The organism is Paenibacillus massiliensis subsp. panacisoli DSM 21345 (genome assembly GCF_000426545.1).
Taxonomy (GTDB): domain Bacteria; phylum Bacillota; class Bacilli; order Paenibacillales; family Paenibacillaceae; genus Paenibacillus; species Paenibacillus panacisoli.
In genome coordinates, this window is the sequence record NZ_KE384535.1 from 108,361 (window position 1) to 129,856 (window position 21,496).

General features: G+C 49.0%; 20 protein-coding genes and 1 riboswitch. Of the genes, 18 read left to right on the forward strand and 2 right to left on the reverse strand.

Translation table 11 applies throughout. The features are described 5' to 3' along the window. Window positions 1-17 precede the first annotated feature (17 nt). The 3 genes from K331_RS0126135 (at window position 18) to K331_RS30650 (ending at window position 4,043) form a co-directional block, all read left to right on the forward strand. A complete protein-coding gene (locus K331_RS0126135) occupies window positions 18-2,135 on the forward strand; it encodes a sucrose-specific PTS transporter subunit IIBC (RefSeq protein ID WP_028592573.1) in 2,118 nt (705 codons plus the stop codon). Between the two features lie 224 nt (window positions 2,136-2,359). Then, the gene (locus K331_RS0126140) at window positions 2,360-3,316 is read left to right on the forward strand and encodes a MerR family transcriptional regulator (RefSeq protein WP_028592574.1); all 957 of its coding nucleotides are present in this window, start codon (window positions 2,360-2,362) and stop codon (window positions 3,314-3,316) included. A 13-nt stretch (window positions 3,317-3,329) separates the two neighbouring features. After that, a complete protein-coding gene (locus K331_RS30650; RefSeq protein WP_051290055.1) occupies window positions 3,330-4,043 on the forward strand; it encodes a GNAT family N-acetyltransferase in 714 nt (237 codons plus the stop codon). On the opposite strand, the gene K331_RS0126150 is transcribed toward K331_RS30650, so the two are convergent. Both K331_RS0126150 and K331_RS0126155 read right to left on the reverse strand, forming a co-directional pair. Further along, entirely contained in the window at window positions 4,029-4,448 is a 420-nt protein-coding gene (locus K331_RS0126150) for a GNAT family N-acetyltransferase (RefSeq protein WP_028592575.1), read from the reverse strand. The genes K331_RS30650 and K331_RS0126150 overlap by 15 nt on opposite strands. A 3-nt stretch (window positions 4,449-4,451) precedes the next feature. Continuing rightward, window positions 4,452-4,796 carry an antibiotic biosynthesis monooxygenase family protein gene (locus K331_RS0126155; RefSeq protein ID WP_028592576.1) on the reverse strand — a complete coding sequence of 115 codons (345 nt, stop codon included), beginning with the start codon at window positions 4,794-4,796 and terminating at the stop codon, window positions 4,452-4,454. 117 nt (window positions 4,797-4,913) lie between these two features. Between K331_RS0126155 and K331_RS0126160 the strand changes: the two genes are divergently transcribed. The 15 genes from K331_RS0126160 to licT all read left to right on the forward strand — a co-directional run bounded on the left by K331_RS0126160 (window position 4,914) and on the right by licT (window position 21,485). Then, window positions 4,914-5,804: a LysR family transcriptional regulator gene (locus K331_RS0126160; protein ID WP_028592577.1), complete on the forward strand. Its 891-nt coding sequence runs from the start codon at window positions 4,914-4,916 to the stop codon at window positions 5,802-5,804. A gap of 199 nt (window positions 5,805-6,003) precedes the next feature. Then, window positions 6,004-6,585 carry a TetR/AcrR family transcriptional regulator gene (locus K331_RS0126165; protein ID WP_028592578.1) on the forward strand — a complete coding sequence of 194 codons (582 nt, stop codon included), beginning with the start codon at window positions 6,004-6,006 and terminating at the stop codon, window positions 6,583-6,585. 312 nt (window positions 6,586-6,897) lie between these two features. Continuing rightward, window positions 6,898-7,245 (forward strand): Asp23/Gls24 family envelope stress response protein, encoded by a 348-nt coding sequence (locus tag K331_RS0126170; protein WP_028592579.1) that lies wholly within the window; start codon window positions 6,898-6,900, stop codon window positions 7,243-7,245. 133 nt (window positions 7,246-7,378) lie between these two features. Beyond that, window positions 7,379-7,987 (forward strand): GNAT family N-acetyltransferase, encoded by a 609-nt coding sequence (locus K331_RS0126175; RefSeq protein ID WP_028592580.1) that lies wholly within the window; start codon window positions 7,379-7,381, stop codon window positions 7,985-7,987. 307 nt (window positions 7,988-8,294) lie between these two features. Continuing rightward, window positions 8,295-8,432, forward strand: a riboswitch (cyclic di-AMP (ydaO/yuaA leader). Window positions 8,433-8,436: 4 nt separating this feature from the next. After that, window positions 8,437-8,913, forward strand: coding sequence for a C40 family peptidase (locus K331_RS0126180; RefSeq protein ID WP_018882973.1), 477 nt, complete (start codon window positions 8,437-8,439; stop codon window positions 8,911-8,913). A gap of 151 nt (window positions 8,914-9,064) precedes the next feature. Continuing rightward, window positions 9,065-10,261: a sensor histidine kinase gene (locus K331_RS0126185; RefSeq protein ID WP_028592581.1), complete on the forward strand. Its 1,197-nt coding sequence runs from the start codon at window positions 9,065-9,067 to the stop codon at window positions 10,259-10,261. A 2-nt stretch (window positions 10,262-10,263) separates the two neighbouring features. Further along, the gene (locus tag K331_RS0126190; protein WP_028592582.1) at window positions 10,264-10,914 is read left to right on the forward strand and encodes a response regulator; all 651 of its coding nucleotides are present in this window, start codon (window positions 10,264-10,266) and stop codon (window positions 10,912-10,914) included. A gap of 167 nt (window positions 10,915-11,081) precedes the next feature. Further along, the gene (locus K331_RS0126195; RefSeq protein ID WP_028592583.1) at window positions 11,082-11,330 is read left to right on the forward strand and encodes a hypothetical protein; all 249 of its coding nucleotides are present in this window, start codon (window positions 11,082-11,084) and stop codon (window positions 11,328-11,330) included. 302 nt (window positions 11,331-11,632) lie between these two features. Then, window positions 11,633-13,258, forward strand: a complete 1,626-nt coding sequence (locus K331_RS0126200; RefSeq protein ID WP_028592584.1) for a response regulator — start codon at window positions 11,633-11,635, stop codon at window positions 13,256-13,258. Between the two features lie 17 nt (window positions 13,259-13,275). Next, the gene (locus K331_RS0126205; RefSeq protein WP_028592585.1) at window positions 13,276-15,036 is read left to right on the forward strand and encodes a cache domain-containing sensor histidine kinase; all 1,761 of its coding nucleotides are present in this window, start codon (window positions 13,276-13,278) and stop codon (window positions 15,034-15,036) included. 299 nt (window positions 15,037-15,335) lie between these two features. Continuing rightward, window positions 15,336-16,652, forward strand: coding sequence for an ABC transporter substrate-binding protein (locus tag K331_RS0126210; RefSeq protein ID WP_028592586.1), 1,317 nt, complete (start codon window positions 15,336-15,338; stop codon window positions 16,650-16,652). A gap of 115 nt (window positions 16,653-16,767) precedes the next feature. Next, window positions 16,768-17,703 carry a carbohydrate ABC transporter permease gene (locus K331_RS0126215; protein ID WP_028592587.1) on the forward strand — a complete coding sequence of 312 codons (936 nt, stop codon included), beginning with the start codon at window positions 16,768-16,770 and terminating at the stop codon, window positions 17,701-17,703. 1 nt (window position 17,704) lies between these two features. Then, window positions 17,705-18,541 (forward strand): carbohydrate ABC transporter permease, encoded by an 837-nt coding sequence (locus K331_RS0126220; RefSeq protein WP_028592588.1) that lies wholly within the window; start codon window positions 17,705-17,707, stop codon window positions 18,539-18,541. A 201-nt stretch (window positions 18,542-18,742) separates the two neighbouring features. Next, window positions 18,743-20,326, forward strand: a complete 1,584-nt coding sequence (locus K331_RS0126225) for a glycoside hydrolase family 43 protein (protein ID WP_028592589.1) — start codon at window positions 18,743-18,745, stop codon at window positions 20,324-20,326. 325 nt (window positions 20,327-20,651) lie between these two features. Continuing rightward, complete coding sequence (gene licT, locus K331_RS0126230; RefSeq protein WP_028592590.1) at window positions 20,652-21,485, forward strand: BglG family transcription antiterminator LicT; 834 nt, start codon at window positions 20,652-20,654, stop codon at window positions 21,483-21,485. The last annotated feature ends 11 nt before the right edge of the window (window positions 21,486-21,496 follow it).

The following is a 21,496-nucleotide window of genomic DNA, read 5'->3' on the forward strand; positions in this document are numbered from 1 at the left end:
GAAGGGAATGACAATACATGTCTGAAAATCGGGAGATCGCCAAACAGGTCATCGAGGCCATCGGCGGTAAGGAGAACATTGCTTCATTCGCACACTGTGCAACCCGTCTCCGCATTATGGTGCATGAACAGGAGAAGATTGATCAGTCACGGGTGGAGGGGATCGACAAAGTAAAGGGAGCGTTCTTTAATTCAGGCCAATTCCAGATTATTTTCGGTACGGGTACGGTGAACCGGATCTATGAGGAGGTCGAGAAGCTTGGTGTTAGTGGCACGACCAAGGACGAGATGAAAGCGATGGCCAAGAAGCAGGGCAACGTGTTCCAGCGGGCTATTCGCACCTTCGGTGATGTATTCGTACCGATTATTCCCGTTCTCGTCGCTACCGGTCTCTTCATGGGACTGAGAGGCTTGCTTACGCAGGAGCAGATATTGGCCTTGCTCGGCTTGACGCCAGGGGATATTTCACCGAACTTTCTGCTCTTCACGCAGGTACTGACAGATACGGCCTTCGCTTTTCTGCCGGCATTGGTGGCTTGGTCCGCGTTCAGAGTATTTGGCGGAAGTCCGGTGCTTGGGATCGTGCTCGGTCTGATGCTTGTTAACCCGGCTTTGCCTAATGCCTATGGTGTTGCTGACGGCTCGGCCGAAGCGCTCACGATGCTTGGTTTTATTAAGGTAGTTGGCTATCAAGGCTCTGTGCTGCCAGCGTTCTTCGTCGGATTCATTGGTGCGAAGTTCGAGCGCTTCCTGCGCAAGCGGGTGCCAGAGGCACTGGATCTGATCGTCACGCCGTTCATTACCCTGCTGGTGATGATCACACTGGGGCTGTTCGTCATCGGCCCAGTATTCCATTCGGTCGAGGAATGGGTATTACATGGTACGATATTTGTGCTGGATATGCCCTTGGGCATTGCAGGTCTCCTCATTGGCTTCTTCCAGCAGATCGTTGTTGTCACTGGCGTGCATCACATTTTCAATCTGCTTGAAATCCAGCTGCTGGAGCAACGAGGCTCGAACCCGTTCAATGCTATTATTACCTGCGCCATGGCAGCTCAAGGAGCTGCTTGTCTCGCGGTAGGCTTCAAGACGAAGAATGTCAAGCTGAAGGCACTGGCGTTGCCGTCCTCCTTCTCTGCCTTTCTGGGGATTACGGAGCCAGCTATATTCGGAGTCAATCTCCGATACATGAAGCCGTTCATTATGGGCTTGGTCGGTGGCGGTGTCGGAGGCTTCCTGGCCTCACTGTTCGGATTGTCAGCTACAGGTATGGCGGTCACGGTCATTCCAGGTACACTGTTGTACCTGAACAGTCAGCTCCCGCTGTATATTCTGTGTAATCTCGTAGCAATGCTTGTCGCTTTCATCCTGACTTGGTTCTTCGGCTTCAAGGATCAAATGCTGGCGGAGGTTCAGCAGCCTGCTGCTTCAGGAGCCAGTGCTAGTGCAGTGGCGCAACAGTCAATGGTTGAGGCGGCCTCTGTGAACACTGTAGTCGAGCAGCCGAAGCAGACAGAGGAGCGTGCATCTGCGATTAGCGTAGAGCAGCCAACAGAGGTAACACAAGCACTTACAGATGTAGAAGGAATTCAAGAGTCACAGGTAGCTCAAGTGGCTCAAGGAACACAAGGAACACAAGGAACACAGACAAATGCGGTGACACCGCAGAAGCTGCAGCTACCTGCACCAATTGCCGGTACTATAATTCCGCTGGAGCAGGTACCTGATCCAGCCTTCGCCGGGAAGCATATGGGTGACGGCTATGCTATTCAGCCTGCGGAAGGCAAGGTATATGCACCGTTCGATGGTACTGTCGCGCATCTGATGGGCAAGAGCAATCATGCCATTATTCTTGAACAGGAGCACGGCGTCCAGCTATTGATTCATGTAGGCATTGATACGGTATCCTTGAAGGGAGCCGGATTCACAGCCCATGTCAAGACAGGGGACTCCGTGAAGGCAGGACAATTGCTGCTCGAATTTGATATGGATCATATCCAGCAGGCAGGCTTATCGACCATCACGCCAGTTATCGTTCCTTCGGGCCTGGAGGCGGTAGCGAGCATTGAAGTTGCCGCCAGCTCGGATGTGAAGGCCAATCAAGAGACCGTTCTGGCGCTTACATTGAAGGCATAATGGTTTAACGATCAGTAAGAGCCCTATTCATTACGAATATCAGCCGCTTAGCAGGCATGAGAGATCATGTACTGTGAAGCGGCTGTTTGTGTTGTATGGATTCATTAGGAGTCTCTCTTGCTCGCTTCATTCATTATGTGAGCGGTTGACGTTAGGCCTGACCTAAGGTGTATCTTTAAAGTAGCTTAAATCTAGTGAGGTTCATTTAACCAAGGAGTGATCATATGAGCGAGAACGGAATGACGATCAGTGAGCTGGCGAAGCTCATGCAGGTATCGGTGCATCAGATTCGGTATTTTGAAGAAAAAGGGGTACTGCTACCAGCATATATCGGTGACAATCAATATCGAATGTATGGCATAGATGAGGTATATAGGCTCGCACATATTTTACTTCTGCGCAGGTTGGGCATTTCTGTACAGAGCATTAAGGACTGCCTCGGTGGATTCACCCCGGATCAGGTTGCTTCACTGCTTCAGCAAGGCATGGCTGATACAAAGGCGGAAATCAGACGATTACAGGAGCTGAATCAATTGGTTCATAAAGTCATACAGGAGTATGCAGAGTTCAGTGAAGAAGGGCTAGTTGATGAACAATGTACGAGGATAGATCCAAATGAAGTAGAGTATACCGAAGTAAAGCAACGTGACAAGCAGCCTACCATGATTACTCTGAACGATGCGAGCGCGGAAGAGGTTGAACAAGAAAGTGAAGGGACATGTACAACGAATCTTCAGGATTTTCGAATCAGGCACTTGCAGCCACTGTCGCTGGTGAAGTGGATTGAGCTGAAGCCCAAGCAGGGGCTTCATGCTGAGCTTCTGAAGGAGCAGAGGCTTCCGGGCCTGTTCGAAGTGGATATTCATTATCTGTGGGACGACACAGGCACAATTACCCTGTATTCAGAAATGAAGGAAGGCCCGCAAGCTAGCGATCTGCTGCTGCCCGAAGGGGCGTACCTCGTATCACGCTGTCAGATCAGAGAGGAGCAGGAGATCGAAGAGCGAATTGAGCAGTTATACGAGTACGCATTACGTCATGAGTATATCGTGGCAGGACCTTTGCTGGTGATTGAGAAATCGTATTTATCTTTGTTCCATGCCGACAAGCTACATTATGAGCTCCGTATTCGTCTGGACGATCTGGGAAGTAATGATGTACATACCAAGCTAACATCGTAAGGGGAGAAGTCCATTGAAGCTAGTTACGATTGATCCTATGCAAGCCAGCTACAATCAACAGGTTAGTCATCTACTGGTGCACAGCTTCGGTAGTAAATTCAGATTTCTAACGGGTCTCGGACATCATGAATTGGCTTGTCAGCTCCAACAGGTGCTGGAGTCATTCCCCGAGCAGCATACTTCGCAGAGGGTCGTGGCTGTGCAGGAGGGGAAGGTCATTGGGACGCTGTCACTAAAATGGCACACACAATCTCAAGCGAATCCAGCGCCAGACCAAGGTACGATCTGGCGATTGGTTAAAAATTTGAACCCGCGACGGGCGTGGGCGATGTTCAGATTTTTGACAGGATTGCAGATACTCTCCCATACACCGAAGCACAGAGAGTGTTACATTGCCGATGTAGCCGTCCATCCTGACTTCCGTGGGAAGGGGGTAGGGACATTGCTCATCCAGTGGGCGCAGGAATATGCGTATACACATCCGCTGCTTCATTACGTGAGCCTTCATGTAGCTGCCAGCAACTCAGGCGCTCAGCATCTATATGAGCAGCATTCCTTTCGAACGCTGGAGATGAAGCACAGTCTGCTGTCCCAGCTTCTATTCGGAGAACGGATGTGGCATTATATGATTTCACAGCCGATGCAGAGTCAAAGTAATAAAGGTGAGCTGAGAGCGAAGAGCTCCGCAGTCACATTTGATCTGGTCAAGGGTCTAGAACTGAATTGAAGGGAACCAGCGTTCCATAATGACATACGCTTTGCCCCCTCGCTCAAAGTACTCCTGTGTTCTAATCAGGCCGAATTTTTCATAAAAGTGAGCCTTCTCTACTCTTGCATTGCAATAAATTCGCTTCATATCAGCCTTCTGGGCTGCATCCAGGACAAATTGAAGAAGTCGGCTCCCATAGCCTTGACCTTGGTGTGAGCTGAGCGTGGCGAATTTGCGAAATTGTGCCTCGTCTTCGTAGATGAACAGCGAGAGCACCGATATGAGCTGATCCTGCTCGAAGAGTCCATAGTGGGTCCCCTCATGGTCATCCTGCAGCTTCACATAGTCCAGCTCCTTGTCTGGCCACATGACCTCATGTCGCAGCTGCCAGGCTTGTTCCTGGGCTATTGGCTGAATATGCACGTATTATCGACTCCATTCTGTTCCCATAAAATGATCCCGCTCTACCTTGCTAATCCGCAGACCGAAGCTTTCGTACCAGGATGACTTCCCTTTCTCCTGTGCGACCCGATGCAGGCTGTGCTCCTTCCAGGCGCGTATGTGCTCAAGGGAGCTCCAGTAGGATACGGTTATGCCGAAGCCCTCTGCAGATCGAACGCTCTCGATGCCCAGAAATCCTTCCTGCTGCGCGGCCAGCTCTACCATCTTGTCGCCCATGGCTTCATAGGCTGCCCCGTATTCATCGGTGCGCTGAGAAGTGAAAATGACGGCATAATAGGGTGGAACTGGTGTATGTGCAATAGTACTCATAATCTTGTCCTCCAGTCGGTTATATACTACCATGGATTATAGCCGTATTCTTTGAATAAATAAAATGAATGTTATTGATCTATTATATGAATTGTATTCATGAATATGGGAGGGACAATGAGTCTATCGAAGTATGAAATTGTATTGAAGGTTGTGGAGTCGGGCAGTCTGACCAAGGCTGGCGAAGCATTGGGCTTATCCCAGTCGGCTATTAGCCATGCCGTCTCGGGTCTGGAGCAGGAATTGGATCTGAAGCTGCTTCATCGTGGGCGTGCAGGGATCGTTGTTACTCATGAAGGGGCCAGGCTGCTCGACTATATGAGAGCTATGCTGGACTTGCAGAAGAAGCTGCTACAGGAAGCGGACCTTATCAAAGGGCTGGCGACGGGGATTGTGACGATCGGGACCTTCACCAGCGTATCGATTCACTGGTTACCGCAAATCCTGCAATCGTTTCAGACGCAATATCCGCTCATTGAAGTAAGGCTGCTGGATGGCGATTATCAGGAGATTGAAGGGTGGATTGCAGCTGGTCTTGTCGATTTTGGCTTCGTGAATATGCCCACAGATCAGCGAATGGAGCAAATGGAGCTGCACAAGGATGAATTGCTGTGCGTTCTTCCAGATGATCATAGACTGTGTGTGGAGGAAATGGTGACGGCAGAGCAGATTAGAAACGAAGCATTCATTATGCCCGCGAAAGGCTGCGATAGAGACCTACATAGATGGCTGCATGAGCAGGGCGGGAGCGTGCGGACCAGGTTCGAGCTGGAGGATGACCATGCGATTATGGCGATGGTGCAGAAGGGTCTGGGCATTAGCATCCTTCCAGGTACGATACTGAACGCCTTGCCAGAAGGGTTGGCAGTGCGACCGCTTGCGCCTCAAGCCTACCGCACGATTGGTCTGGCAGCGAAATCCTGGAAGAAAGGAAGTCCAGCGGCGCGGCGTGCCATCTCGTTCATCAGGAGTACATTTTGCATGGAAGAAGAAGAACATACACCGTAAAGGTGACCGTTTGCAGCGTAACTGCGGGCCATATAGCGTAAAGATGAACACATAGCGTGAAGACATTGGCAGAGGGCAGCCAAGTGAGAGACGCCAGCATGGATGCGCCGAAGAGAGGATAGTTGCAAGAAATTCAGAATTGATATATGGTACGGACACGACGAGTAAATAGATCTGCCTTGTAAGGAGCTGTGAACCCTTGAGAAAAAATCGGACCGAAGTCAAGCAGGCACGATTGAACGTTATTCTTGATGAGGCAACGAAACGGTTGATTGAGAAGCCTACAGCAAACATGAATGAGATTGCAGAAGCTGCAGGCATCGGTGTGGCCACACTGCATAGATATGTGGAGAGTCGGGAGCAGCTGATGGTCTATCTGGGATTGAGAGCTATCGAGGTGGTAGGCGATACGCTGAGCTCCATTCCTGTGAACGATGAGGACTGTGAGAGCTACATCCCTGCATTGATCGAAGCTTTGGTTCCATTGGGAGATAAAATTCACTTTTTGACCCATGATGCCACTATCAATTATAACGAGGAGGTTGAGCGTGCGGATCAGAAGCTACGGGAGCCTGTATTGCATGTAGTCGGCTTATTGCAGGCCAAAGGTCATTTTCGGGCTGATGTTGACCGTGGCTGGATCGTCAACGTGCTATACTCACTCCTGTTTCTGGCTTGGCAGCAGGTGGCAAGCGGGGATATTGCTCGCAAATCAGCGGCTGCATTGGTCGTTGACACCTTCTATAACGGCTTCAAGGCAAAGGATCAGGTCCAGCGCTGAACGACGCTATGAACCTTGCCACCATGATTTTGTGAGTCTTGCCTCCAGGATACGATTCATCCTCGATAGAGCCTCTGGATTTCTGTGGTGGCAGCTTCCAGCTGATGGTTATTTCAATCTGTTTTGTTCCAAAGTAGCTCCAGAAGGATGGGCGAATTGACTGTCCTGCTGGAATGATTTATCATTCTCTTATAATGATAGTTTTTCCTATCAAATGATTTTTTTATACATCAGAAAAACGCTGGTAATTGAACTTAAACGGAAGAATTCGCGGGAAATGCTGAATGTATAGTCGCCGAGAGGAGGTAGGGGATGGTCATACAAAATGCACTGGGTCATGTGACGTACTCAAAGGCTGTAGTCTTCAAAACGGTTAGTAGGACGGTTCTTGCTACACAAGGTGTAACAGCCATATCCACTAAGCTGATAGAGGGCTTGGCCCAAAAAATGACCGGACAGAGTAGCGGAGGGATCAGTCTGATTAGCGACGAGACAAGTCTGGACATCCGTGTAGGCATTATTGTGCAATATGGAAGCCATGTCCACGAAGTAGGTCGAGAGCTTCAACGCAACGTCAGAGAGACGATGCAGAGTCTCACGGGACTAGTCATTCGAGCTGTGCATGTAGACGTCGAAGGGATTGTTATTCCCAGAGTCTGATGAACATAGGGAGATAGCAACTAGTGACAAGTAAGATAGAATCTCTTGTTGAATATTTGAATAGAAGAAGTCATATCGGTATAACGGTCGGCATGTAATAAGTACGATAAGCAAGCAGTGAAGGAGTGGTGACATGTCAGAAGTATCAATCGTCAAAGCGCATCCTGACTCGCCAGCAGGGTCCCAGCTTAATCGGATGGCACTGGATTCGGTGGCATATACTCTGGCTGGCTCGAGAGACGAGAAGATCATACAATCGACACTGGAAAAGCTCTGGAAGAACAGTTACAACCGTTTCAGTCATCAATACGCCTACGAAGCCAAAGCCGAGGGCAAAACGCTCGGCATAGTTACATGTTATCCCATAGGGCTGCTCCAGCAGTTAGCTTGGCCGACGGCGAAGAAGCTCTGGGCACTCCGCAACCTGGAGCTGATCAAGTACGGCTTGCTACATCCAGGAGCTTTCTTTTCGATGCTGACTCTTAAAGAAGGCTATGAAGGAGAATATCATATCGGTACTCTGGCTACGCTGCCTGAGAGCAGAGGGCTCGGGATCGGTACACAATTGCTCCATTTTGCGGAACAACAAGCACAGCTTCAAGGATACTCAAGGAGTTCCCTGACTGTACGGCAGGACAATCCACGGGCGGCGAAGCTATATGAACGAGTAGGATACGTGGTATCAGGCAAGATGAATCGACCGGGCTTCTCCTTATTTCGCATGGTCAAAGAGCTCGACTGATTATATGTTCGGCACATAACCAATTTCTCATATCAACACACAACTAGTGGCATCATCACCGCTAATGGTATCATCACTGCTAATTGCGTCATTATCGCATAAACCCCCACTGTGCACTCAGTAACCGTAGCGTCGGTAGTGGTTCTGTACAGATGGGGGTTATGTCATATAGTTGTGCGATATTGCAGGTGATATAGTTGATGATAGTGTAATGGTTGGGGAAGGATTCGAAAAAAATTGTAACTTTTTCCGATATGCATTTGACAGAATACCTCAACATGTACTACATTATTTATGGTTACAAAACTTTAATAATTTGCCGAATTTCATGTATGTGAGAACGGGGGACCCCGATTTGGGTGAATGAATCTGCTGGGCCGCAGATATTCTAGGTGACCTTCAACCGAACCCTTAGCTAACTCCGTAGGCACCGAAGGAGGATTTTTCAGTTGAAAAAGTGGTTAACAGGTGCATTGGGAGCAGCCATACTCTGGTCTTCCTTGGCAGGAGTCAGCTCCGCAAGTGCTGTAAGAATTGAAAGTCAGGTTGATGAATTAATTGGCACCCCGTACAGAATGGGTGGAACGACTACAGCGGGCTTTGATTGCTCCGGATTTATTTTATACATAATGGAGAAGTATGGTGAAGATCTGCCGCGGACCTCGCAATCCCAAGCCATGGCAGGAACTGAGGTCGACCAGGATGACCTGCAAATAGGAGATCTGGTGTTCTTCAACACGAATGGACGCAGCATCTCTCATGCAGGTATCTATATGGGTGACAATACCTTTGCCCATTCGTCGACAAGCAGAGGCGTTATTATCAGCAAGCTGTCCGAGAAATATTACAAGGATCGTTATGTAACTGCAAGACGTGTAGTATCTGAGAGAACCATGAACAAAATGACAGACGAGATTCATCCATAATATGTACAAGCATTAATAAGCGAAAGTACATACACGATTGCCCGAACGTACACAAATTTGCCCTTGTGTACGTTTTTTTATTGGACTTTTGCAGGTATTATTAGATTATTATTGTTATGGCGGCCCTATCGGAGGCAGCAAGAGGTGAAGGATGAATTATAGCAAAAAAATTATGCTGATTGAATCGGACAAGCTTACGCCTTCGCGAATCCCAGTTATTTTGCTGGTCGCGCTGGTGTATGCTCATGTAATGATCTCGCAATATATGGCTGAGCCGCTGCTGCTCAGGAGCATGTTATTCTCCTGTCTTATGGGATTGCATGTTGCTTGCTACTGGTATTCTCACCAAATGGTCAGCTACAAGCCCTGGTTGTACTTTGCGTTACAGGGAGTAATTATCGTGGCGAGTGCCTTGGTACTTCCGCACGGCTTTTATGGAATCCTCATCGGGTTGATTCCCGTCCTGATCGGGCAGAGCGTGGGGGTCTATTATCATCCGCTCAAGGTGTCCGTACTGTTCCTGGTGCTGTATTCCCTGTTCGGGGTGCTGATTGTCTGGCTGAAGGATGCGGAGGGTGTTGGCTTTTTATTTCCGTTCTTAATTAACATAGTCGTCGTTGTAGTGGCCTATGCTTCGTTCTTCTTCAAGCAGGTTCATGCCAGGGTGCAGGCGCAGACATTTCTGAGAGAGCTGGAGATGGCTCATAAGAAAGTTGAAGAGCTTACACTTGCCAATGAACGACAACGTATGGCACGTGACCTGCATGACACGCTTGCACAGGGCCTGGCGGGAATCATTATGCAGTTGGAGGCGATAGACGCCCATCTGACCAAAGGCGGTACGAAGCGAGCCCACGAAATTGTACAGCAATCTATGTCACAGGCACGACGTGCACTTGCCGAGGCACGACAGGCAATTGATGATCTCAGATCCCAGCCCGCTGTCGAGATCGACTTCTCCGAATCTGTGCGTGAGGAGATTGAGCGTTTTACACTGGCGACGGGGATTCCCGTCCAATTGGAGCTGGATCTGAAGAGTACATTGCCTATACTTGTTCTGGAGCATGGGCAGCATATTATTCGAGAGTGTCTGACCAATGTGGCCAAGCATGCGCACGCGCGCCATCTCTTTATTCGTATTGTCCAGTATGAACAGCAGCTACTCACCGTCATTCGGGATGACGGCAAGGGCTTCAACACTCGAATGATCGGGAAGAGGGTCGGACATTACGGGCTAATCGGCATTAAAGAGCGTGTACGACTGCTGGGTGGGACTATTGAGATTGAAAGCACTACCCAGAAAGGAACAACCATTGAGATCGAGGTGCCTATTGCAAAGGAGGCCTAGGTATGAAATACAAAGTACTAATTGTAGATGACCACTGGGTGGTCAGGGAAGGTCTGAAGCTGATTCTGGAGACAGATCAGCAGTATGAAGTGATTGGTGAAGCAGAGGAGGGGCGAACAGCACTCCGTCTGATGGAGGAGCTTGAGCCTCATGTTATTCTGATGGACCTGAACATGCCTGTCATGAGTGGTCTGGAGACGATGGAGGCTATGCGGGACAGGCAAATGACAACACCAGTCATTATATTGACCACATACAACGAGGATGACCTGATGGTCAAGGGACTATCTCTCGGTGCCAAAGGGTATCTGCTTAAGGATACGAGCCGGGATAATCTGTTTCGTACCCTTGAATCCGCTTTGCGTGGGGAGACGCTGCTGCAGCCGGAGATTACAGCCAAGGTATTTACCAGCACGCTCAGACCCGCCTCCTCGGCTTCTATGCAGCAGGAGCAATCGTTAATGACAGAGAAAGAGCTAACGATTCTGCAAGCTGTCGCCCGTGGCTTTCGCAGTAAAGAGATTGCCTTTGATCTCGGCATATCGGAGCGGACTGTCAAGGCGCATCTCACGAATATTTACAATAAGCTAGGTGTAGATTCTCGCTCAGAGGCCGTGGCGGTATCCCTAGATCGAGGAATTCTGCATTTATAGCCAATATAATCTGTCGCCCGCTCGTACATTAAGGTTCTGCCCTTATGTACGATTTTTTTTCTTTTATACCGCTGTAGAATAATTATGTGAGAAATTGTTTGGAAATTGATATAGTCTATGAGATAAGGAATTATTTTCTAAACTTAACTTCAAGGAGGAGAGAGACCATGAAATCGTACCAAGCACAAGCAAGCCAATTGAAGGATGAGCAACCTCTGCAGCAATCTGAATCAGCACACGTACATGAGTCAGATCAGCACAAGGTAGAGCCCGAGGAGCAATTGGGATTACAGCTATTCTTTGATGATCAGTTTTTTGATATATTCATACACCGACTTCCCAAGCTTGCTGAGATGGTGAGCAGAGAAAGAGATCATAGCGATCATGGATTCATCTCTCTTCCTACTGTGAAATAATCAATAGTCATTAGACATGAGTTCATGAGTTCGTAGTGAGTCCAGAGGAAGCAATGAGAAGACGAAGTCACCAGCAGAATGCAATTTTACATATGATCAAGCTATAGTATAAGAGAAGCCGCCGTGTGCAAGGGGCTTTTTTTGTTCGTTTGTCCAGAGAAATCAGCGAAATCACGTCTTGCCTTTGCAAGTCGTGATTTTGTTGTTTTTCTGATTTGAATCCAGAGTATATAATCGAGATAATCATCTATATCCAGTCTCTCAGTCACATACTGACAGCTGCATACGGGAAGGAGTCATGTATGGAAGCTATAAAATTATTACTGGCCGATGATGAACCGATCATTTTGCGTGGCTTAAAAAAGCTTCTGGCGTGGGAGGAGCTTGGCTTAACTATATCGGGTGAAGCGGGAGACGGTGAGGAGCTACGTCAGCTGATTGCTGTTCATGACCCCCAACTCATCATTAGTGATATCAGTATGCCTGGAGGCAGTGGGCTCGAGATTATGTCAGAGCTGAATAAGTCGGGACGCCACATCAAGGTCATCTTCATCAGTGCCTTTCAGGAGTTCAGCTATGCTCAGCAGGCTGTTCAACTAGGTGCGCTGGATTATCTGGTGAAGCCTATTAATAAGAATCAGCTTGAAGCTGTTGTCAGAAAGGCTGTATCCATGATTCGTGAGGAGAGCATGGACGAGCGTAATAAGGAAAAACTGAGCTATTACGAGAAGAAGAACCGTTCAACCACCATTGAGCAGCTTCTGGACGGGCTACTGAATGGTGATCAGAAGGCACTGGCTGAACTGGAGGACATCGGAGCATTGGGGACCAGTCGATATGCAACGGTTAGTGTACTGGAGATGGATGAGCAGACAGATGGCTCACGCTGGGATGAGCGGGAACGGAATCTGGTGCATTTTGCGTTATCCAACATTATTCGGGAGACATTGGAAGGTCTGGAGGGGACGAGAGAGAAGGGACTCTTGCTGTTCAAGGATGGACGCTTTGCTCTCTTGCTGCAGCATGATGATTCTCAAGCACCGAATGAACTGGCGTTGGATCTACTCCACAAGGTTCAGAGCTACCTGAAGCTGAGGGTATCCATAGGTATTGGTCAAGCTGTGACACGCATTGGCGAAGCCAAGCAATCCTACCGCACTTCCCTGAGAGCGCTTGATCTAAAATATTTTATCGGTCCTTATCGTGTAATTCGTCAGGAGGATCTGAAGAAGGAAGAGCTGATGAGTGGTGATGTGCAGCCCGCACAGTCTATCTCAGAGCTACAGTCCAAGCTGGCGCAGGCATTACCTACACAGGAGGAAGAAGCCATCCAGCACATGACAAGAGAGTTGCTGACGCAGATCCGTGTTCAGGCTGGATATAACAAAAGCCTTGCCATTACGACGGTGTATAATGTCATGACTGCTCTTAACCGGGAGATGATGAAGCTAACCGGAGGAGCGGAGGAGCTGCTTGCCGAGCAAGGACTGATGGAGGATCTAGTCCATTGCCCTTGTTATGCGGACGTTGAGCTTCTCATGATGGCGATGCTGTCAGACCTGCAGCAGCAATTGCAGCGCAGGCTGGCAGGTAAAGAAATCCTTGTGCTATCCAAGGTCAAGAGCTATATCGAGGAGCACTATGCAAGCCAGATTACCCTGGAGTCCATGGCGGCACTCGCTTACATGAATCCGTATTATTTTAGCAGCTTTTTCAAAAAGCATACCGGGCAAAATTTCAAAAGCTATGTAACCGGGGTCCGGATGGAACAAGCGCTCAAGCTGCTGCTGGAGACAGATCTCCTGGTATATGAGATTGCTGAACGCGTAGGCTATAACCATGTAAGGCACTTCAGTGACATGTTTAAGAAACAATACGGCCAAGTGCCGCAGGAGTACAGACAGACCTTTCGCAAGCAGCGGTCATAGAAAGGAGGTGCTTCTACATGCGATTATGGAAGCGTTTCCCCAAGAGTATATTTGTAAAATTTTCGGCTTCATTTATTCTGGTCGGACTGATCCCCTTATTCGCGCTTAGTTACCTGTCCGTGCAAGTGTTCTCAACGTATGTGGAGCGGTATACCACAGGCAATCTACAGCAGATGGTGCTCTATATGAGCTATAATCTGGATTCTGCGTTCAAACAATATAATGACATATCCAAGCTCATGTATACAGGGCGCTACGAAGGACTTTCAGACAGTATACGGCAGAACCAGACCTATAATGTGAATGAGCTGGAGCAGATTAACTCGACGCCCATTGATTCGTTTTTGAAGACAATCCTATATAGCGATGCATATATTACGGGCGTTTATTTCGTGCGTGACCTGGATGGCAAGCTCTATTATCAGGAAAAGGAGAACAGGGGGCTTCGCAGCGAGGAGCTTCCGCTCCAGCACTGGAATGAGCAATTGTCGAGGCAGCCCTCCAAGGTTGCGTTTTTTCCGACACATGTAGATAGCTACTTCATTGGCGCCGATCGTGAAGTGTTCACGATCGCTCGTAATCTGATCGACACCTCAGGCAAGCTCACAGCAGAGCCGAAGGTAGTGGGTACCCTATATATGGACGTGGATGTATCCGTATTCAAGCCATTTTTAAATGAGCTATATTTGGGTGAGAAGGATGAGCTGATTCTTGTTGGGGAGCATGACAGCGTCTATTTTAGCAATCATGGGATTCGGAGAATCGAGGATTCCTTGCTGATGCAAAGGAATAATGGGGTGCTGGTCATGCAGGAGGAGATTCCTTTTGTAAATGGCAGGCTGATTGCGGGCATTCATCGCGAAGGCTTATTCGAGCAGCTGTTCTCAGCCAGAGCTACAGTGTATACGGCTATCCTGATCTGTACGACTGCACTGATCATCATGGGTACATGGTTCTCACGTCGGCTCGCTGCCCCGATCCGCAATCTGATGCGGCACATGTCCGTCGTGGAATCTGGTCGGTTGGATATAAGACTTCCGGTGACTAGCAACGATGAATTAGGCCGCCTGACACAAGGCTTTAACCGAATGGTAGAGCGTCTGCAGGTACATATTGATGAGGCGTATGTGGCGCAGATCAAGCAAAAGCAAACGGAGCTAAATGCACTCAAGAGCCAGATCAGGCCGCATTATCTCTACAATACGTTAGAGGTTATTCGTATGAATGCCGTAGATAAGGAGGCTCATGAGGTAGCGGATATGATTCATTCGTTATCCAATCAGCTGAAATATGTCATTGATTATGGAGAGGATCGGGTCAGTCTGGCTCAAGAGCTTGAGCATCTGCAAGATTATTTCTACATCATTTCTGTTCGCTTCGATAACAGATACGCTCTTCGCTATGATATCGCACCGGACGTGCGGATGGATTGGCCGATTTTGAAATTAAGTCTTCAGCCGATTGTGGAGAATGCCATTCAGCATGGCTTGCGCCAGAAGAAGAAGGGGACGGTAGGCATCACGGTCGAAAAGAGACCTCATGATCTGGCTATCACCATCTATGATGACGGCATCGGCATGAACAAGGAGAGCCTGTCACGGCTGGAGTGCCTGCTCCGTGATCCGGTCGCGCCCAGGAAATCCATTGGCTTGAAAAATGTCCATGAACGCATTCGCTCCTCGTATGGCGAACCATACGGATTGTCGGTAAGCAGTCATGAAGGAATCGGTACCTCCGTGCTGCTGGTATTTCCATTGCCGAAATCGGAGCAGCCCTGATAGGTCTCTATTGAATCAGCATGGGATATTACAGAAATCCAGTGCGTTGTAGTAGTATCTGGGGAAGCATCATACAGAAATGCTAAGAACGGAGACGTGTCTCCGTTCTTTTTCATTAGCTTAAATTTCCCGCATACGGCGCTTAAAAAAGTTCATTCAAGCCTACCGAAACGAATGCTATTCTAATCTTAGAAAACGCTTACCAATCAGGTGGAATAAGTACTCTGACAATGGTGAATGCGTTCTCCGATGACAAAACATGCTGGGTTGACTACAAAGGGGGGACCACAATGTTAAGAATGAGAAGAGCATCACAATTCAAGTTATCTGCGATCATGCTGGCGACAGCATTGCTGCTTGGCGCTTGCGGAGGTAATGCCAGTCCGGGAGCCGGCGGAGAAGGGGCACAGAGCGGGGCCAAGAAGGTCAGCTTCACGATCGGATATGCCTCAGGGGATCCAGCTGCCAAAAAGGCTATAGCGACTGCGGTCGAGACTTTCATGGCGCAGCATCCAGATATTGAAATCAAGGATCTCAGTGAAACGAGCAGCAGCGCGTATCTGGATTGGCTGAAGACGAAGGATGCTGTGGGCGAGTTCCCGGATCTGGTAGAAATGCGCGATACCGAGGTCTTCGCGGAGGCAGGCAAGATCGTCGAGCTTCCAGCCGACCTGCTGGAGCTCTTCGATTCACCGCCAGAGGTGGATGGGAAGGTGTGGAATGCTCCCATTGCTGTGAATGTGCCGCAGGGGATTATCTATAGCAAGAAAGCTTACGCGGATGCCGGGATTACCGAGCTCCCTACCACCTACGATGAGTTCATCGCTATTCAGGAGAAGCTGAAGGCTAGCGGAATTACGCCGATCGTAGTCGGCGGCAAGGATATTTTTCATATGGGCTTCTGGGTCAATAAATTCCTGATCGACAATGTCTATGCGCAAGATCCAGACTGGAACTCCAAGAAGACCGCCAAGCAGGTGAGCTTCACGGACGAGAATGTCGTGCAGGCCATGACAGATTTCAAGCAGCTATTCCAGAATTATGTGGACAAAGGCTGGCTCAGTACCGGGGATAATCAGACTGCATCTATTCTTGTATCAGGTAAGGCCGCACAGCTCTTCTCGGGCACCTGGATGTTCTCGCAGATTGAAGAGGCAGACCCGAATTTTGATTATGGCTTCTATGCTGTTCCCGATCGTCAGGGCAACATCAATGTCATCGGTCTTCCATCGCCAGCTGGCTGGTCCTTGTCTGCCGAAGCGGCGAAGGACCCCGAGAAGACGGAGGCGATCAAGGAATTCATCCGCTTCTTCTTCGAACCCGAGCAGTATGCCGATTATCTGGCGAGTATGAACGCCATCGCTTCTACCAAGGCAGAGGTGACGTATGAGAGCAATGAAGCGATGAAGGTGGCGCTGGAGCTGATTGCCGATCCGAAGGTCACTAAATCCCTTGCGATCAATAACTGGTGGGGCGATAATCTGATTCCGCCGCAGTTCCGCAATTGGTATTACAAGAAGCTGCAGGAAATGGTCGTCAGTGATGGAGATGTGAAGACCTACATGCAGCAGGTGGATGCAGAGTATGACAATCAGGTGAAGGCGAATTCGATGTAAGCAGTAGCATCACATAAAGTGTAAACCAAAGCGATATTCAGCAAAAGAGATATACAAGTGGAGGGCGACACAGCGAGAGCTGCTCCCTCCACGGTTCAGGAAAGGAGTGTTAGGTATGGGGGCACCCGCCTCACCCAAGGAGAGAAGCGCTGCTGAAGCGACCCTTCGTCCAAAGAAAAAAAAGCTGCACACGTATGCCGTATTGTTCATCCTTCCATCGTTCATTCTATACACCTTGTTCGTGATCGTGCCGACCTTCGGCAGCATGTATCTCAGCTTTACCTCCTGGGACGGCATCAGTGAGGATATTCGTTATATTGGATTTGCTAATTTTGTGGAAATTCTGAATAGTCCGCGAGTGCATAATGCGCTGAAAAATACATTGATTTTGACGGTGAGTCTCGTCGTACTGGAGAATATTGCTGCCATAGCTATGGCGCTCATGGTCGATAAGGTCAAGTGGTTCCGCAATTTGTTCCGCAGCATCTTCTACTTCCCTACGTTGCTGAGTGGCATTGTCATGGGCTTCGTGTGGGCGATGCTCCTGAATTACAATTTCGGTGTAGTGAATCAGCTGCTGAATGTGATCGGGCTGGGAAGCTGGGCTGTGGACTGGCTGGGCGATCCCAATTACGCTATGGTTGCCGTCGTGCTGTCCACCGTCTGGAAGGGAGCGGGCTACTATATGATTATCTATCTGGCTGGCCTGCAGGGGATTCCCGCCGAGCTCTTGGAGGCTGCAAGTATTGACGGTGCGAACGGCTGGCAGCAATTCCGCTTCATTACCTTCCCGCTGCTGGCAGGCTCTCTGACGGTCTGCCTAGTATTGTCGATGATCAGTGCGCTGAAAATCTTCGATCAGATTGCTGTCATGACGGATGGTGGACCAGGATTCGCTACAGAGACCCTGACGTACATCATTTACAAGGTCGGCTTCGGTGAGCTGAGACAGGGCTTCGGCACAGCGCTTGCTATGGTGCTCTTCCTGATCATCATGATCATTACGATCATTCAGGTGAAGATCCTGCGCAAGAGGGAGGTGCAGTATTGAGATGAGTACACAAGCACGCAAAAGAATGACCGATATACTACTATTCATAGTTACTTTGCTGGTTGCGGCAATGTTCTTCTTTCCGATTTTCTTCAACCTGATGTCTGCTTTCAAGAGTAATGCAGAGATCATGCGCGATGCGCTGTCCTTTCCGACCTCATTGTATTTGGAGAACTTCCGGTACTTGCTGACGGAGACGGAGTTCCCGCGAGCCATTCTGAACAGTCTCATTCTGACCGTGGTGTCAATCGTGGCGCAGATTCTTGTGATTCCGATGGCAGGCTATGCCATTGAGCGTAGAAATGCCAGATGGACGAACTTGATCTTTCTGTACTTCCTGGCCGGGATGATGATTCCTTTTCAGGCGTACATGATTCCCTTGTTCAAGGAGCTAAGAATGCTCGGGCTGTACGGAAGTCTGGCCGGGCCGATTATGGTCTATGTTGCTGGCGCCGTTGGATTTGGCTGCCTGCTCTATACCAGCTTCGTGAAGGGAATCCCGAAGGAGATTGAGGAAGCAGCGGAGATTGATGGCTGCAGCCGTTACGGTATCTTTTGGAAAATTGTATTTCCGCTGCTTGGTCCAGTTACAGCGAGTATGGTCGTCTTGAATGGACTAGGGATCTGGAATGATTTTCTCTTGCCCATGCTGGTGTTGCCATCAGGCGAGCCGAAGACGTTGGTCGTTGAAATATACCGTTATATCGGGGAATTCTCGTCCAGATGGGACATGATCTTCGCAGGAACGGCGATCTCTGTCGTACCGGTGTTGATTGTATTTGTCTCGCTGCAAAAATATTTTGTGAAGGGGATCTCATCTGGAGCTACCAAGGGCTGAGACCATGCAAGCTGTGCACATCCTGGTGACTTGCGGCGCATACATTCCTGCATGCATTCCTCCATACAGGCTGCGTAGCCTTAGGGATACAAGAAGAAGACGTCGAGAGACGTTTTTTTCATATCGAAGCATCACGGTATTGTCATGGAAGAAAAGAAGGTTGTCTGCTGAATGATCAATATAGGGGGCTGATTCGAAAACATGAGCACCATTGTGAATCCTGTTCTAACAGGCTGTAAGCCTGATCCATCATTTATCCGTGTGGGCGAGGATTATTATATCGCGACCTCGACCTTCGAGTGGTTCCCAGGTGTCGAAATTCACCATTCGAGAGATCTGGTACATTGGCGTCTTGCGGCGAGAGTGCTTACGGAATCCACCCAGGTGGACCTGCGCGGGAATGGGGCATCCGGTTCTATCTGGGCTCCGGCGTTATCCTATCATGATGGATTGTTTTATTTGTTGTTCACCAATGTGAAATCACGTCATCGAGTATACAAGGATCTGCATAATTATCTTACAACGTCCACGAGCATTGAGGGGCCCTGGAGCGCGCCTGTACGATTGAACGGCAGCGGATTTGATCCGTTCCTGTTCCACGACGATGATGGCCGCAAGTGGCTGCTGAACATGCGTTGGGATTTTCGCCAGAATCATTCCAGCTTCTCAGGCATTGTCATGCAGGAGTATGATCCCAAGCAGGAGGCTCTGGTCGGTCCTGTTCACGATATTTATCATGGCACCTCCATTGGTGTTACCGAGGGACCACAATTATTCAAGCGCGGCGAATATTATTATCTGATTACGGCGGAAGGCGGTACAGGCATCAACCATATGATTACGCTGGCACGTAGCCGTAGTCTCTTCGGTCCTTATGCGACAGACCCGAATTTTCCACTACTGACTACGGCTCATGAGCCTTTGCATCCGCTGCAGCAGGCGGGGCATGGATCATTGGTCGAGACTCCAGCTGGGGAATGGTACATAGCTCATTTGTGTACAAGGCCGCTGCCAGGCACCATCATGATGAATCCACTCGGTAGGGAGACCGCGATCCAGAAATGCAAATGGACCGACGATGGCTGGCTTCGACTGGCACAAGGAGGAAAATTACCAGCCCTTAAAGTGGAAGGGCCGCAGCTACCCAGTCATCCTTTTCCACGTCCTGAGCCAAGGGATCATTTTGATCGTTATGTACTGGGACCAGATTATCAGAGCTTGCGCGTTCCCTTTGACCCTTCATGGGTCGACTTGACGGAGCGTCCCGGATTCTTGCGCTTGCGTGGCCGAGAATCGTTGGCTTCCATGCACGAGCAGAGTCTGGTAGCCCGCCCTATCCAGCATTTTCGCTGTTCCATCGAGACATGCATGGAATTCAAGCCCGACAGCTTCATGCAGATGGCTGGCCTGGTGTGTTATTACGATGACGGCGACTATTACTATTTGCGGGTAACGGGCGATGAGGTTCGTGGAGCAGCACTCGGTGTCGTGATGTCCAGAGCAGGGAAGTACGAAGAAGTCTTCGCCATGCAGCTGTGCGTGAAGGATTGGGAGCGATATTACCTGAGAGCGGTTATTCATGAACATGAATTAATGTTCTACGCTTCACCCGATGGAGAGAGCTGGACAGCCGTATGCACGCCGCAGGAAATGGGTACGCTATCCGACGAATACGGGGGCAAGCTCGGCTTCACAGGTGCTTTCGTTGGAGTGTGCGCGCAGGATCTGGATCAACAGTCTTGCGAGGCGTGGTTCGATTACTTTGAATATCTTCCACTCGCTTAACTGAAATAAGATGGATGAAGGAGAGAAGGTAGGCTATAGTTGGAATAACTCTAATTTGTGCTAATGTGTATCGCTAATGCGTAGTTGGCAGCGGTAGCCATGTCTAATAGCTGATCAAGGTATGTTCGGAGCGTCTGTTTTCCTAGTAAAAGGGTAATATTATATTTATTCACTGTGGACACCGTTTTCACTCTATGTTATCTTGTAGGTGAGGCTTGTTACCGGTAACGCGGGCAATACCACAGTAGTTCCGTTGTGCAGTGATGTACATTGGGCTATTGTTGTGTTGCCCGCTTTTTTTATTCCCTCAAAACAGGTGGTTGCTATGATTATCAAACAGGTGTTCAACAACAATATCGTCAGTTCACTGGATGAGCGGGGGAAGGAGCTGCTGATCCTCGGCCGGGGCATCGGCTTCAACAACCGTGTAGGTGATGTGATTGATGACAGTCGGGTGGAAAAGATATTCCAGCTCCAAAATGACGCTATCTATGAGAAGTTCAAGGCCACGTTAATGGAGACGCCCATTGAAATTATGCAGGTGACAGATGACATCGTCAGTCTGGCACGGCGACAACTGAACAAGACGATCAGTGACGGGATCTATATTTCTCTGTCGGATCATATTCACTTTGCCATGAAGCGAATCAAGGAGGGTATGATCACCCTCAATCCACTGGCTTGGGAGGTTCAGCACTTCTACAAGGCGGAGTATGATGTGGCGAAGGAATCGCTTTTGCTTTTGCGCGAACGGCTGGGCATTGAGTTCCCGAAGGAGGAGATCTCCAGTATCGCCCTTCATTTCATCAATGCGGAGATCAATGATTCGATGAATGATGTCGCGCATCTGATGCAGCTGTTGCAGGAGATTATGAATATTATTAAGTACCATTTCAATGTGGAGTTCGATGAGGAGAACGTCAATTATTTTCGCTTCATCACCCATTTGAAGTACTTCTGCCAGCGTGTGATTACACATACCGCCCATGATGATGCAGAGCAGTATCTCTATGACGTGGTTCGCAAAAATTATCCGCAGACCTTCAGCTGTATTACGAAAATTGAATCTTTCATTCGAAAGAACTATGGCTACGATATGACACATGCGGAGCAGCTCTATCTGACGCTACATCTGGAAAGACTACTAAAAAGAAAATAAAGCTTACGGGC